General features: G+C 44.5%; 9 protein-coding genes. 1 reads left to right on the forward strand and 8 read right to left on the reverse strand.

Annotated elements, in window-relative coordinates; all coding sequences use genetic code 11:
- From NEJAP_RS11240 to NEJAP_RS11260, 5 genes are all read right to left on the reverse strand, one after another.
- On the reverse strand, nt 1-660 hold the full coding sequence (locus NEJAP_RS11240; RefSeq protein ID WP_201347336.1) for a trimeric intracellular cation channel family protein: 660 nt from the start codon (nt 658-660) through the stop codon (nt 1-3).
- Nucleotide 661: 1 nt separating this feature from the next.
- Complete coding sequence (gene ruvC, locus NEJAP_RS11245) at nt 662-1,177, reverse strand: crossover junction endodeoxyribonuclease RuvC (protein WP_201347337.1); 516 nt, start codon at nt 1,175-1,177, stop codon at nt 662-664.
- Nucleotides 1,178-1,319: 142 nt separating this feature from the next.
- A complete protein-coding gene (locus tag NEJAP_RS11250; RefSeq protein ID WP_201347338.1) occupies nt 1,320-2,060 on the reverse strand; it encodes a YebC/PmpR family DNA-binding transcriptional regulator in 741 nt (246 codons plus the stop codon).
- A gap of 119 nt (nt 2,061-2,179) precedes the next feature.
- Nucleotides 2,180-3,943 (reverse strand): aspartate--tRNA ligase, encoded by a 1,764-nt coding sequence (aspS, locus tag NEJAP_RS11255; protein WP_201347339.1) that lies wholly within the window; start codon nt 3,941-3,943, stop codon nt 2,180-2,182.
- Between the two features lie 110 nt (nt 3,944-4,053).
- Nucleotides 4,054-4,509 carry an HIT domain-containing protein gene (locus tag NEJAP_RS11260; protein WP_201347340.1) on the reverse strand — a complete coding sequence of 152 codons (456 nt, stop codon included), beginning with the start codon at nt 4,507-4,509 and terminating at the stop codon, nt 4,054-4,056.
- 66 nt (nt 4,510-4,575) lie between these two features.
- Between NEJAP_RS11260 and NEJAP_RS11265 the strand changes: the two genes are divergently transcribed.
- Nucleotides 4,576-5,712 (forward strand): GNAT family N-acetyltransferase, encoded by a 1,137-nt coding sequence (locus NEJAP_RS11265; RefSeq protein ID WP_201347341.1) that lies wholly within the window; start codon nt 4,576-4,578, stop codon nt 5,710-5,712.
- 96 nt (nt 5,713-5,808) lie between these two features.
- Here NEJAP_RS11265 and NEJAP_RS11270 read toward each other — a convergent pair whose 3' ends face one another.
- From NEJAP_RS11270 to NEJAP_RS11280, 3 genes are all read right to left on the reverse strand, one after another.
- Nucleotides 5,809-7,590, reverse strand: a complete 1,782-nt coding sequence (locus NEJAP_RS11270; RefSeq protein WP_236590902.1) for an EAL domain-containing response regulator — start codon at nt 7,588-7,590, stop codon at nt 5,809-5,811.
- A gap of 127 nt (nt 7,591-7,717) precedes the next feature.
- A complete protein-coding gene (locus NEJAP_RS11275; RefSeq protein WP_201347342.1) occupies nt 7,718-10,678 on the reverse strand; it encodes an Hpt domain-containing protein in 2,961 nt (986 codons plus the stop codon).
- Between the two features lies 1 nt (nt 10,679).
- A complete protein-coding gene (locus NEJAP_RS11280; RefSeq protein ID WP_201347343.1) occupies nt 10,680-15,878 on the reverse strand; it encodes a DUF4347 domain-containing protein in 5,199 nt (1,732 codons plus the stop codon).
- Nucleotides 15,879-15,925: the final 47 nt, after the last annotated feature.

The raw sequence follows: 15,925 nt of genomic DNA on the forward strand, positions 1-15,925 counted from the left end.
CTACCGATCCCTCGCCTCTTCTGGTGACTCCAATTTATGCCCCGCCACAATAAACTCGGGCAAGCAAAGGTCACCAAATATTGCGGCTAAACGAGTGATGAAAATAATTAACATCGAGGCGATAGCCAATAATCGCTCCTCAATCAAACCAAAGAATACAACGTAAAAAACAGCCCCTAAGATGGCACATGTGGCATAAAGCTCCCCCTCTCGATGCAGGATCAGAGGGATTTCACGCGTCAATATATCTCGGATCATACCGCCAGCACAGCCAGTAATACAAGCCATCATGATGACGATGATAGGCCCCACCCCAAGGGACATCGCCTTCTCTGCACCTAATACAGCAAACAACGCTAAACCCGCCGCATCTAGTACCAACATTGTTCTACGGGGGTATAAAAAATATCGGCAAATTAGAAATGCAGAAACCGCTGAGACAATGGCCGTCCAAAGGTAGGTATTATTAACAACCCAACCAATAGGATATGCATTAAGCGTAATATCGCGAATGGTCCCACCGCCAAGCGAGGTAACAATAGCGAGCACGACCACCCCAAGAATATCCATTCGCTTACCTTGAGCGGCCAAGGCTCCTGTAATCGAAAAAACAGATACTCCGATTAATTCCGCAATAAAAATCAGTGTTGCGTAATCCATATCACCTCCAACGCCCCTGACGACGCCCAGTTGCACCCGCCATCTTAATCATGCCCAAGCGTGTATTGGCATGACACAAAGCAATAGCCAACGCATCGGCTGCATCAGCCTGCGGCAAACCAGGAAGTTTAAGTATCTGTGTGACCATGTGCTGCACTTGCACCTTATCAGCAGAGCCCTTGCCCACAACGGATTGCTTAATAGATCGAGCGGCGTATTCGAATACAGGTAGCTCCTGCTGGGTACCGGCAACAATAGCAACACCACGAGCTTGGCCTAGCTTTAGTGCAGAGTCCGCATTTTTAGACATGAATACCTGCTCAATAGCCATTTCTTGAGGCGAGAACTGCCTAATAACCTCAGTCACACCTTCAAAAACTTGATTTAGGCGCTCTGGTAGCTCATCCCCTTTAATACGAATACATCCACTCGCTACATATTCATTACGAGCACCCACCACATTAATTAGGCCATAGCCTGTTATACGCGAACCAGGATCAATACCTAAAATGATCATTCAACAACCTTGCTCATCACACAGAACCTCACACACTTAGCCAATACCCATAAGCATAGCCTTCATACCAAGCACATAACCATCAAAAAAGCCGAGGCTCTACACAAAAGAGCCTCGGCTTTTTAAGTCACTAAACAGAGCGTTACTCTTGTAAAGATTCTTCTGGGATCTCAGCATTATGATATACGTTTTGCACATCATCTAGATCTTCAAGCGTATCGAGAAGACGCAGCACTTTACGACCTCCCTCAACATCTAACTCAGCCGTGGTTGAAGGAACCATTGAAACCTCGTCATGCGCAGCTTCAAGACCCGCCGCAATCAAGCCTTCTTTGACATCTAAGAAATCGGCTGGTGCAGTAAACACATCGATAGAGCCATCGTCATGAGTAACAACATCATCAGCACCTAGCTCTAATGCCGCTTCCATGATGGCATCTTCATCTGCACCGGCCTCAAAAGATAATAGACCTTTCTTTTCAAACAAATAAGCAACTGAACCACTGGTACCTAAATTACCACCTGCTTTTGAGAATGCCGAGCGCACTTGGGAAACGGTACGGTTTACATTGTCTGTCATCGTTTCAACTAGAAAAGCAACACCACCTGAACCATAACCTTCATAGGTTAATTCATCGTAGTTTTCACCTTCGCCACCGCCCGCACCACGCTGCACCGCTTTTTCGATAGTATCGCGCTTCATATTAGAGCCAAGGCTTTTATCTATCGCTGCACGCAAACGAGGGTTATCATCTGGATTACCGCCACCCTCTTTCGCTGCCACGACTAGCTCACGAATAAGTTTAGTAAATATCTTTCCTCGCTTCGCATCTTGTGCAGCCTTGCGGTGCTTGATGTTAGCGAACTTCGAATGGCCTGCCATCGATCTCTCCCGTGTTTGCTGTAATACGCAAATAAAGCACTTAACTATAAGTACTTACAAATAAGCTGCCCGGAGGCAGCTTATATTTCGTACATGTAACGCTATTCTAATACTCTTTACTAAGGTGTTTTACGCAACTTAATATTAAGCTCGCGAAGCTGAGCTGCACTTACTTCACCTGGCGCATTCGTCATCATACAAGATGCACTCTGCGTTTTAGGGAAGGCGATAACTTCACGAATAGAGTCAGTACCGGTCATCAACATAATGAGACGATCCAAACCAAATGCCAAGCCACCGTGCGGTGGAGCACCATATTTAAGTGCATTCAACAAGAATCCAAACTTGTCATCTGCTTCTTCATCAGATATGCCCAAGATTTCTAAGACCTGAGCCTGCATTTCTTGGTTATGAATACGAATTGAACCACCACCCAGTTCACAACCGTTAAGCACCATATCGTATGCACGAGACAGGGCCGATAAAGGATCAGCTTTTAATTCTTCAGCCGTACAGCTAGGTGCAGTAAACGGATGATGTAGCGCCGTTAAGCCACCATCGCTGGTCTCTTCAAACATGGGGAAGTCAACAACCCATAGTGGAGCCCATTCGCACTGAGACATCTCAAGGTCTTCACCCACTTTAATACGTAGCGCACCCAGTGCTTCAGAAACAATCTTCTCTTTATCGGCACCAAAGAACACAAGGTCGCCATTTTCAGCACCCAAACGTTCCATAATCGCCATCGTCACATCATTACCTAAGAACTTAATGATAGGAGACTGAAGACCTTCTACGCCTTTTTCAATTTCGTTAACCTTGATCCACGCCAAACCTTTAGCACCATAAATGCTAACGAATTTTGTGTAGTCATCAATATTTTTACGCGTCAGCTTAGCGCCACCAGGAACTTTAAGCGCGGCGACACGGCCTTTAGGATCTTTAGCAGGGCCTGCAAAGACTTTAAATTCGATCTCAGCCATCAAGTCAGCAACATCGACCAACTCCATTGCAAAACGAAGATCAGGCTTATCAGAACCAAAACGTTGCATCGCTTCAGAGTATGGCATACGAGGGAAATCACCCAGGTCGACCCCTTTTAACTCAAGAAACAATTTACGAATCATGGTTTCTGTCATACCCATGATCTCTTCTTCATTCATAAAAGAAGTTTCGATGTCAATCTGGGTAAATTCAGGTTGGCGGTCAGCACGCAGGTCTTCATCACGGAAACATTTAGCGATCTGATAGTAACGGTCAAAGCCCGAGACCATTAGCAGCTGCTTGAATAGCTGTGGAGACTGAGGAAGTGCAAAGAAGGCACCCTCATGCGTACGACTCGGCACCAAGAAATCACGCGCGCCTTCTGGCGTAGCACGGTTCAAGATAGGCGTTTCGATATCAAGGAAGCCGTTATCATCTAGGTAATTACGAATGGCGTTCGATACTTTAGAACGAAAACGTAATTTTTCCTGCATTTCAGGACGACGAAGGTCGATATAACGGTGACGCAAGCGAACATCTTCGCCTACTTTTTGATGATCATCCAACGGGAACGGAGGCGTCTCAGCTTTATTAAGGATGTTCAGTTCTAGACCTAACACCTCAATTTCACCCGTAGGCATATCACTGTTGACCGTTCCATCTGGACGATGACGAACCAAACCTTTAACTTCAATTACAAATTCGCTACGCACACTGTTTGCAATAGCAAAACTTTCTTCACGTTCTGGATCAAAAACAACCTGAGCGATACCTTGGCGATCACGTACATCAAGAAAGATAACTCCACCATGATCACGGCGGCGATGTACCCAGCCTGTTAAAGTAATTTCTTCGCCGATATGTTCTTTTCTCAAATCGCCGCAATAATGGCTGCGCATAGTCTACTGTTCCTATCTATTGCTGGATGCTGTTCACCAGCACCACTTAAAAATCAGGTATAAACAAAGGGCAAAATTATACCTGAATTAACGCAACGTTACAGTGACTACTAGCTCATATTTTCATTCAAGACAAAGGATACCTCTTGCGTGATCATCGATTTGATACGTGAATGTATTTTATCAATCTTTTCTTGCGTATAAGGAACCGCTGGATGCTTACCCCAGACCGGCCCAGGCCATGCAAGGTCGCCCTCATGGCGGGCAACATGATGGATATGCAGTTGCGGTACCATATTCCCCAAGTTGGCTATATTCATTTTTCTTGCACTAAAGCTATCTGCCATAATTTCAGCAACCATCGAAGATTCATCAATAAGCTGATACTGCTCTTCTTTGGATAAATGATATATTTCAGTAGCACCAACTCTGCGTGGTACTAATATAAACCACGGATAGTTTGAATCATTCATCAACAAGAGGCGACATAGCGGAAAATCACCCATGACAATACAATCATTAGCGAGGCGTGTGTCGAGTTCAAACTCAAGTTCTAATTCATCCATTGCAATCCCCTTAATAAAATCGCTAAATTACATTGAAAATAGTCACTCTTAACAACAGTATAAAGCATGACATATCGATTTGATCTATCCAAAAGCATTACTGATATCGGCCCAGTTGATTGGGAGCGCCTTGCTGGCAGAGCCCACCCCTTTATGCGTTATGAGTTCCTTGAAGCATTAGAGTCCAGTGGCGCTGTATCAGTTCAAACAGGCTGGCAACCTCTTCATCTTCGTTTGTTCGAAGACGATGAGTGTATTCTAATTCTCCCTATGTATTTGAAAAACCACTCTTATGGAGAATATGTTTTTGACTGGGCATGGGCCGATGCCTATGAACGCCATGGGTTAGATTATTATCCAAAACTTGTTACGTCTATCCCTTTTACGCCAGCTACCGGTCCTCGCATCGCTACCAACAAACCACTTGCTGAGGTACTCCCCCTATTAAGCCAAATTATTCAACAAGTGTGCGCTGAAAGAGGAATTTCGTCATGGCATGGCCTTTTCTTTGAAGGCAAGCAACATCAGCACATGAAAGCCCAAAATTTTGAATGCAGGTTAGGCACCCAATATCACTGGTTTAACAAAGACTATCAGAGTTTTGAGCATTTCTTAGAAAGCTTTAACTCTCGCAAGAGAAAAAGTATTAAACGTGAAAGACAAAAAATCGCAGAGCACGACGTAACTATTCAGTGTATTGAAGGTAGTGATATCACAGAATCACTATTAAACACCTTTTATCACTGCTATCACCTAACGCACTTAAAACGCGGCAGAAAGGGATACCTTACTCAAGAGTTCTTTAGCAATTTATTACAAACCATGCCCGAACAGATAGTATTGTTTGCCGCACAATATCAGTCTAAATATGTTGCAACCGCACTATGCTTTAAAGACAACCACACACTTTATGGGCGCTATTGGGGATGCATTGAAGAGTTTCACAGCCTGCATTTTGAGACCTGCTTTTACACAGGTATAGAGTATTGCATTCAACATGGCCTACAAAGGTTTGACCCAGGTGCGCAAGGAGAGCATAAGATACAACGAGGGTTTGAGCCCATAGAAACTTGGTCTTCTCATTACATCAGCAACCCCTCATTCAAACAGGCAATTGTTCAATTTTTAAAGGAAGAAGAGACTCTCATGAGGACACAGATGAACGAGCTATCCAAAGGCTTACCATTTAGAAAGGGGGAATAATTCTCTTCGTAGCTCCTTTATAATTTCACTCGTAACGACAGTAAAAGAAGCCGTTGAGCACGGCTTAAAATTCATAAATTAAGACGCACCAAGCGATTAACGGTGTCGCTCATAAAATGTCTTAAAGGCATCAACTTCAAGCGGTCTTGCAAAGTGATACCCCTGAAACAAATCACAACCTGCTATTGCCAAATAATCCGCCTGATCTTGATTTTCTACACCTTCTGCAACCACTAAAAAATTGAGCTTCTTAGCCATAGTAATAATGGCAGAAGTAATCGCCTGATCACCTTTATTGCCAGGAAGCCCATCCACAAAAGCTTTATCAATCTTAAGCTCATCTAACGGAAAGCTTTTTAAGTAACTAAGGGAAGAATAACCTGTACCAAAATCATCTACGGAGACCTTCAGGCCTAAAGCTTGAAGCTGCTTGAGAGTTGTATGTGTTTTATCAATATCACTCATTGCCAAGCTTTCAGTCATCTCAATCACCACTGATGCAGGATGAACCTTGGTCTCTTGAAGGCACTGGCCAACAAATTGCACAAAATTATCTGAGCTAAATTGCTGGCTCGATACATTAATTGAGATTGATACATCACTCATCCCTTGTTGTTGCCAGCTGGCCGCTTGACGGCAAGCGCTTAATAACACCCAAGAACCAATCTCTTCCATTAACCCACTTTGCTCTGCAATAGGCACAAAAACAGCAGGAGATACAAAATTTTTATCCGGACGCGCCCACCGCAATAATGTCTCCGCTCCTTTAACTTGACCTGTAAACGCATCAACTTGTGGCTGAAACACCAAGTAAAACTCTTTTTCTTTAATTGCTTTTGTTAAGTCTTGTTGCATCTGCAGACGTTCCTGCAGATGCTGGTTTGCTTCTTTTGAATAAAACTGTAATTGACCTGTTGTTTCATCATGTGAGTGATGAGCCGCATAACTAGCATTTTTCAAGACGATATCAGCATCATCTCCATCACGCTGACTCATAGCGATTCCCAAACTAATGCTGATATATAAACTGTGTTTATCAATAGTAAAGGGATCTTCAAACGTTTTTATTAAACGTTCCGCTATGTATGAAAGCTCATCATCAGATAATTCATAACTCAGTAAAATAGAAAATTCATCACCAGAGACCTTAGAAATTATCTTTAATGGATCCTGGTTGTGTAAAGTACCACTCATCTTCAATGCACTTAAGCAACGCTGTAACCGAATAGCCGACTCTCTTAATACATCATCCCCCACCTTGGGGCCGTAACTATCATTAATTGCTTTAAATGTATTTAAATGTATTACGATAACTGCCAGTTGCTCATTACCAACTTGTGATGCATCAACTGCTATCGTTAAGCGCTCCAAGAAAAGTTTACGATTAGGCAAGCCTGTTAAGGCATCATAATATGCTAATTGATCTTGGTAAGCCTTAACTGTAAGTATGTTCCTAACCCTGAGCACCAGTTCACTAGGATCAACCGGTTTAGCTAAAAAATCAGTCGCGCCTAACTCAAGCGCTTTTAACTTTGTAGCCCCATCACTTGATGATGTAAGAACAATAATTGGAAGATGTTTTGTTTGCTCCATACCCCTCAGAGCTTCTAATACCATAAACCCGGTTACATCTGGCATTACTAAATCAAGCAGTAGTACATCAGGCTTTCGCTTAGTCACTAAATCGACTGCACATTTCGAATCACTTTGGCCTAGAAAATCCCCATAACCAGCATCTTCAAGAAAAGCTTGTATCAGGTCAATCATGATAGGTTCATCATCGACCATCATGATTAGAGAATCTGTCAAAACTTCATTTTCACTCACATCAAGAACATCCGAATTAAACTCTCTACTTCCCAAACAAATTTCATTCAATCTGTCCCGCCATTTATTAACTTAAGTGTAAGACACTTTTAACGCAGTTCAAGCCACCTTCTCAGAAAACTACTTAATATTGATAGAGAACAAACTAAATTAATGAGTCGTAGCAAGGTTAGGTAAATTACTCGTCACTTTGAATACTCTCGACTGCTGTAAAGAGATTCGGATTAACATTTTCAACCCGGAGAATAAGCGACCTAATTTGGGCATAGCTTTCTTCAACTGAAGTTTGATCATGCCGTTTAGCCGCGTCTTCAAGCGCCATCGCAGGCTCGGTCAAATCAGCAAAACCCACGCTACCAGCGGATCCTTTTAACCAATGTGATAACTTGCCGAGCTCGTCATAATTGCGGTTATAGACAGCCTTATCAATTTCAAGAGACTGCTCTTCTAAGCGAGTAATAAAGCGATCTACGATTTTTTGGTATTTAGGGTTATTTTCAACCAATGACGAACGTATAGCCCCTTTATCAATAGATTCTAACTGCAATTTTTCCTGAGCTACTCTCTTTTTAACTCCTGTATTATCAGGATTTTCTGTCATATCATTTGAAGATTCGAGTCCTAAAAGAGCTCGCTGATAAAGCTGTTCAACATTAGATAATTGATTTTCAGCCTTTTCTTTATTTCTTGCTTTTGCCGCATCTTCAAGTTCTTTTGCTACCTCAGTAAAGTCATCAAAACCAACACTGCCAGCAGACCCTTTAAGCCAGTGCGCCAAATCTGATAGGCCAGAAAAATCATCTTCTTTTAAAGCTTGTTTCATCTGGACAAGCTGCAATTCAAGTTTAGTAATAAAACGTTTAACAATACCTATAAATTTTTTGTTAGCTGCTAAAGAGGATACGATCGGTTGATAAACCGCACTTTGCTCACTTTCTGGATCAACTAGTTTTGCTTCATAAGAGAAATCATCAATGCAGGAAGAGTTAAGCGGCTGTGATGGTAGTAATGTCTTTTCAACAACTTTCTCACCACCAAGTAACTCCGCCAATAGCTGGACAAGCGCTTCTATATTGATTGGCTTAGTCATATAGTGGCTATAACCCGCTTCGATACAACGTTTTTCTATTCCTTTCATGGCGTGTGCCGTCAATGCAACAACAGACTGCTTTAAACCCATTTTGCGCATTTCACTAACCGCAGAATAGCCGTCCATGACAGGCATTTGTACATCCATTAAAATCACATCAAAGTTATGTTGTAACGCTTTTTCTAGCCCATCTTGACCATGAACAGCCGTTGTCACATTTATACCTAGGTCTTCTAATACTAGTTTTAGTAACTCTCTATTTTCATTTCCATCATCAACGACAAGAATGTCAGCTACTGGGAGCCTCCACTTAATGACATCGCTCGACTCCTCATGCTCCAGCTCAAACAGTAAGTCATCAGGTGTTAACCATGCCGTTCCCACTGTATCTTCCAAGTCTAAAATTAATGAGAAAGTACTCCCTTGGCCATAATCACTACTTGCAAGAATATCGCCACCCAATGCATTAGCAAATTTATGACTAATAGAAAGCCCTAGCCCTGTTCCACCAAAGCGTCTCGTAATTGAGCTATCAGCCTGCACGAACGGGTCAAATACAGAGCTAACTTGTTGTTCCGTCATACCAATACCGGTATCAATGATTTCTACTATCAATTGAGGGTTTGTACGATCCGGAACTGAAACACGAACAGTAATTGAGCCTTGCTCAGTAAACTTAATCGAATTACCAATCAAGTTAGTAAGAATTTGTCTCACTCTTCCTGGGTCTGTTTTTATCTCTTCTGGTAACGCCGTTCGCGTTTCAAACTTAAGTTCAAGATCCTTCTCGTCCGCTTTGACTTTCATAGCCTGCATGACCTGCTGAATTAATTGAACAGGCTTGCAATCTATTATTTCAACATCTAAATGACCTGCTTCTACCTTGGATAGATCTAGAATATCGTTGATCAGATCCAACAAATGCTGCCCGCTAGAGGAAATAGTATTTAAATGCTTACGTTGATCTGGCTGCAAACCTCCACGATCACGACGTAACAGCTCGGTGAATCCTAAAATAGCATTCATGGGTGTGCGAATTTCATGACTCATATTTGCCAGAAATTCACTCTTAGCTTGATTGGCCATTTCGGCCTCTTCTTTTGAGCGCCTTAACTCAATATCTTTCTCTTCTAAAGCGGTGACATCATCCAAACTAACAAGCACACCACCGACCTTTCCGCCAGGAAGCAGAACAGGAGAGCAGTTAACCATAAATGATTTATTGAGTTTATTAGGTAGTTGCAAGCGAACAATATGGTTAGTGATCGGTTCACCATTTTCCATCGCGATTTTCCATGGGTATTTATCGACAGAGGCATCATTATTATTATCCAGCCATGGAAAAGTTGATGCCTTGAGACCAACCAGCTTTTCAGCAGGACGACCCACTAACGTAGAAAATGCTTGATTTGCCAATACAATGTTTTGTTTGATATCCATCACTAAAAGACTTTCAGCCATGGTATCAAGCGCCGATCGAACCCTGTCAGGTACCGCTTGAGACGGGTCTAATTGCTTTAACATTCGCCCTAAATACCAGAAGAAAATAACAAAGCATGATGAGCTTAGAAACATGATAAATATAACAACAGGATTGGTTAAATACCCCCAAAGCCCCTGCGCTTCTATTGGAGTGAACCGAAGCTCCACTTGCCCCCATTGTTGGTCTCCCTCCCAAACTGGCACAACCACATCCGTATCAGTAGATGCCAAACCTTCAAGGGGCTTCCAATAAGAAGAATGTTCAGCGATATCCGCTAATAATTTACTATCTCGGCGGCGCACACCAGCAGATAATAAATCGGTATTTCTTTTCACCGTAACTTCTAAAACAGAATGCATTCTGCGAATATCAGAGCGCGTAATATATAATGAACTATTTACTGCTATTGTTTCTGCGAGCACTATTCGTGCCTCACGCTTTATATTCCCTTCGTTTGGTAACAAGCCTGTCATTGCAGCCATCAAAACAAGACTCACTATAATACTTGCTTGCCCCAGTGCTATTCTGGCTTTAGAGCTATGTTTTCCGAAAATTCTTTCTAGCACGTTAAGGATCCTTACTCATAGACTCATCTTCGGCTGCCTCTTTTTGCACTAACTCTTCAAGTGAGTCTTCTTCATCGTCATATAAATCAGCACCATCCATTTTCGATAAAATAGGTAACGGATCCACAAAACGCCAAGCAGGCAAAGAAGTTAGAACACTCGATAACAAAACACCACTTCTTATTAGCCAGGTAACGTAACCGATAGATAACCCTGTTGACATTGCAATACCACTACCAACAACCATCTGATCTAGAGACATTTGCTTTTGAAAAGCTTTTTCGGCTTCATCTAAACCGTCCATAAATCCACTTGAGTTAACTAACAGAAGCGGGTCTGATAATTGAGCCCAATTAGCTTTAAGATCAGTAACGATAGATGTTTGATTCCCTATTGCTAATGCTAGCGGTTTAATCACCTGATTAGGTTTAACATCTTCAATAGTAAAGTTAGGTATTTCCGGCTCAACAAACGCTTCTAGCTCTTCAGGTGTTACCGCCACAACCTTTACTGCTGGAGCAACCACTGTTTCAATATCAGATATAACATCCTCAACGACCTCTTCAGCCTCCGGATCCTCCACACTTTCAGACAAAACAGGGGCAGTAGCAGATACCACTACTGTTGGTATAATTTCAATTGGCGTTACATCTACATGTAAGGGCACACTAGATAAACGCTCTGCTACACCGCTCATATCAATGTAACGCGCTTCAACTGTAATCGTCTGGCCAATATCCACATCCACTAAGGTGTAAGTACTGCCTGTACTGCCGATATCCGTACCGTTTCGCAGCCAGTGGTAGGTTATTGTGCCGAGGCCATCTTCATCGGTCAGGGTATCTATGACGCTCAGAACTACATTCTCAGCCGGACTGCCATCCGAGGCAATAGTAATGCTACCGCCTGGTAGATCATTTGTGTTTGTAATAACCAGACTAAAACCATCCGTGGCTGGGGTGCCGCCATTACCATCATCCGCAATAACGTCTACCGTCAGCGTGCCGACATCCGCATTCAACGGTGTGCCGCTGAAGGTACGAGTGGCGTTATCAAAGGTGAGCCAGCTTGGCAGTGCTGCGCCGCTGCTTAAGGTGGCGCTGTAGGTCAGTGTATCGCTGACATCGACATCACCGAAGCTACCGGCGGCAAAGGTATAGCTGAAGGCCGTGTCTTGCGTGGTATTCTGATCAATGAGGGCATTATTCAGCGTCGGGTCATTATTAATCGGTTCAAGATTATTACCCATCAGCGTCAAACCATTAATTTCTGTATCACCAGCCACTACCAAGGAAACATCCGAGCCATCAAACAGTATCTGCGCATCAACATCAGTATCGGGAGCACTATCCTGTTCTGTCGCCTTTACCGTTAACGCGATGATATCTTCTTTTTCACCACTGACTGTGTTACTACCCGAGGTTCCTACCGTCATATCGGTATTAATGCTAATCAGTAAAGTGCCCTGTGCTAAGGTGGTACCGCCGACGATAAGCTCGGCCTCCAGCAACTCCAGTCCTTGTATGTGCTCTGTGTCACTAAGAAAATTGCCACCCAGCAATAAATCCTGACGACCATTGGTGTTGTCATAAGTAGAGATATCCGAGTGCACTGCAGGGTCAGAGCGTGCAATCAGGTAGGTCCCGGCGGCGAGGGTAGTATCCACTCCAATAGTGGTTTCTTGCTCAACAATAGTAATAGCATGAATATTCGCCGCATTCGTGTCGGGCTTTTTAATGGCATCCTCGAGCAGCATTTCATAGATGCCTGTACTGGAGGTATACACCAGCACATCGGTGTTGTTAACCGTTAGAGTCCCGCCGGCAAGAGTAGGCACAGTGAAGTCAGAGCCAGCCCGCATAGATAACACTATCTGCCCGGGCTGTAATTCATAAGTCCCTAGCCCTCCTGCAATGGTGTTGGTATCAACAGTCACCACCGAATTAACATAATGCATGGCACGTACGTTTTGCGGCAGCGAAAACTCCACGTTGAAAGTACCATCGGTGTTAGCGGAAATACCATTTTCCAATTCTAAATTCAAATCCGGGTTACCAAAAGCAACGATATCATTGCTACCCCAAGTCACTGCACCATCATAGGAGGCATTTCCGTTAGTGCTTAGCCACAAATCAGCTGTGTTATTGAACACCAATGTTGCAACATTGGCGTTACTGGTGTCGTTCCAAGCTAATGCATAATTAGATAGATCCAGCATAGCCAGTGCCGGCATACTCTGATCACCCACATCTGTGACGAATGCGGTCGCGCTACCCTGCAAAGAACCATCTGCATTGATGCGTTGCAAATGGATGTCACCACCAGCTAGAGTGGTTTGATAGGCCACCAAAACGTCTCCTGAATCTTGCATGGCGACTGTAGGATTTTGGGCATCAGTCAGTTTTGCCCATATAGTAAGGTTGCCATTAGTATAGGCACTGCTGCCGTCTTCGTAGTAAGCACGGGCGTAAATAGCCCCGCTCAACACCTCATCCCGATAAGCAAAGACAAAGTCGCCTGACGAGTTCGCATCGATACTTAATCCAGAACTGTTGGAAAACAAAGAGTCGATTTGAGTCTTGGCACCTAGCATTGCGCCCGTATTATCGAAACGCTGGAAGTAAACTTTATTATCATCCTGCTCCCAGGCGACGACGAACTTGCCACCAGTTTGCCAAGCGACGACCGGATCAAATTCAGAAGTGGTTCCGTCAGTGGCCGTGTGGGCGATAATTTCACTGGCATCAACAGCCGTGCCAGCAGCATCAAAACGACGGAAGAAGACACCATTAGAGTCTGCGGGACCATTACCCTGCCATACGACGATAAAATTGCCGGTTGAGTCAACATCAAGGGAAGCGTTGGTTTGAGCACCCATCTGGGTATTTACTCGAAATTCACTACCCGCTGCGGTACCGTCTGCATTAAACTGGCGGGCATAGATACTTGACGCGGAGCCATCCTGGTTACTGCTATTCCAGCTGACCACAAACTCCCCACTACTACGCATGCCAACCGAAGCCCAGCGCTGGTCGTCGGCGGTGGTTTGGTTTATCTGTATTTCAGTACCTTGTGCGGTGCCCGCGATGTCAAATCGCTGAGCAAATACGCCCCAGCCATCGGAGTCGCTATTTTGCTGGGACCACACAACAACATAGTTACCGCTGGCATCCATAGCGGTGGCTTTCGCGCTTCCCTGTCCATCGCTTGAGATCACCTTCGCCAGCTCAAACTCAAAAGCCCCTATATCTGCTGTAGCAACAGCATCCCCATCGCCATCCTGTGGACGAGTGATACCTCGCTGATCGGTCGCAGGAGCCGCGCCATTACCAGTATCAATAGCGGTACTGCCAGCCAACAGAGCGTGAGTTAAGGTCGGGCCGCCGTTATCTTGCAGTGTGCTCAGCAGTGGGTCGATGGGGCTGCCCGCGGAGCCGACTTGGTCGCCACTCACCCCATCAGTCAGGCCGGTAGCCGTACCGACGTTCCCAATAAGGTTGTTATTCGAGGAGACAAAAGTCCCATAAAGGTCCGAAGAAGTATTATTACCGGCGACAATAGTGTTACTCAGATCAACCGAACCCGCCCCTTGTGTGTAGATACCACTGCCCCAAGTGGCTGTGTTGTCGGTGATAGTGGCACTGATCAGTGTAATTGGGCGAAGGGTATAAATTCCGCCACCGTCCGAAGCTGATGAGTTACCGCTCACGGTGAGGTTGGTCGCGGTAAGCCCACCATTGCCAACCATAATGCCGCCTCCCTTAGTGCCGCTGTTGGTATTGTTACTGACTGTAACCCGCTCTAACGTTGTCGTGCCGGTGGTATCTATGCCTCCCCCCTGTTGTGTCGCACTGTTGTTGTCGATCGTTGAGTCATACAGGTTCAAGGTGCCGGCATTGGATATCGCACCTCCATTTTCGGCCGCATTCCCAGAAAATTCGACATCCGATGCAGTTACCGTTGCATCCGCAACGATGCGCAGCGCCCCGCCACCCTCAGGTACACCGCCAGTTGTAACCTCGCCACCCTGCAGCTTAATACCTGAAACGTTTAGGGATCCACTGGCTTGGAGATCGAATATGCGATCAACACCCGCAGCGTTAATGGTGGTCTGAGCAACACCCGCACCGGAAAGAGTAATATTGGCAGTTATGTCTAGGTCGCCAGTAGCCGCGAAAGCATCCCCCTTACCACCAATAGTCAGGGTATAGGTATCAGCGTCTAAATTGATGGTATGACTACCGCCCTGAGCATTAGCTTCCATGATGGCGGCGCGTAAAGTAGTGTTACCACTAGCATCAAGCGCATTGCCGTCCCCCGGATTCACGTCTATGGTGTCAGCGTCATCATCTACCGTAAAGATGTCGAGCAGGCCGTTCCACTGCTGTGTTGAATTGGCACTGAAAGTTACAGATTCGACTTGCCCAACCTGATATTCCAGATCCCAATCCCCTCCAAGTGATTGTGCACCGGTTTTATCATCACTGGCAGCAATATCTGCGCCCGTTAAGCGCTGTAAGGCCTGCACAAAATTCATACCGGCTTCGCTGGAGGTTACATCACAGCCATAAAGTAAAATATCGGCATCATCCGTTAAAATAGATGACCATTGGGTTATCTGTTCAGCCTGTTGATTCAGCGTTTCAGTATTAACCCAAGCACTGCCTAGTTGCACCCCATCACTCTTACCGTGTGAAAGAATATGAACCGCATCAACCTGCGAATATTGATTAAGCAGCTCAGATATTTGATTAATGCCCTCGCTATCTTGATCTAAATAATGGATCTGATAGTTAACATGTGAATCTGGCGGAATAATTTGCTGCAAAAGCTGCTGTTGATTACTGACAGCCGAATCAATAATGATTAATTCGATTCGGGCAGTCTCGTTTTCAAACACGCTAACAAAGGCACCATCTTCAGGCTGAAGATTAGAGTATAAACTGTCAGACAGTAGGTCTTGCGAGGCAAACAGTGTTGTAACAGATGCAATATCTAATGGCTCTAATTCAGTACTGGGAGCAATAGCAGGCGCAATTACTTTATACGCTACTTCATCTTGCTCTCCCAACAACAGATCAACAGCCACCTCTGCAGCGCCAAAAGGGTCTGCGGATAACATAATTCTGGGCTCTAACAACTCCAGAATATACGATTCCTGCATAGCTTTCTTATTTCGGAGATTATCCGCACCTGCCATGTAACTTCCCTTCATATACGACGAGGACTGTCTATATTTAGTCGTTT

This window comes from Neptunomonas japonica JAMM 1380 (assembly GCF_016592555.1).
GTDB lineage: Bacteria > Pseudomonadota > Gammaproteobacteria > Pseudomonadales > Balneatricaceae > Neptunomonas > Neptunomonas japonica_A.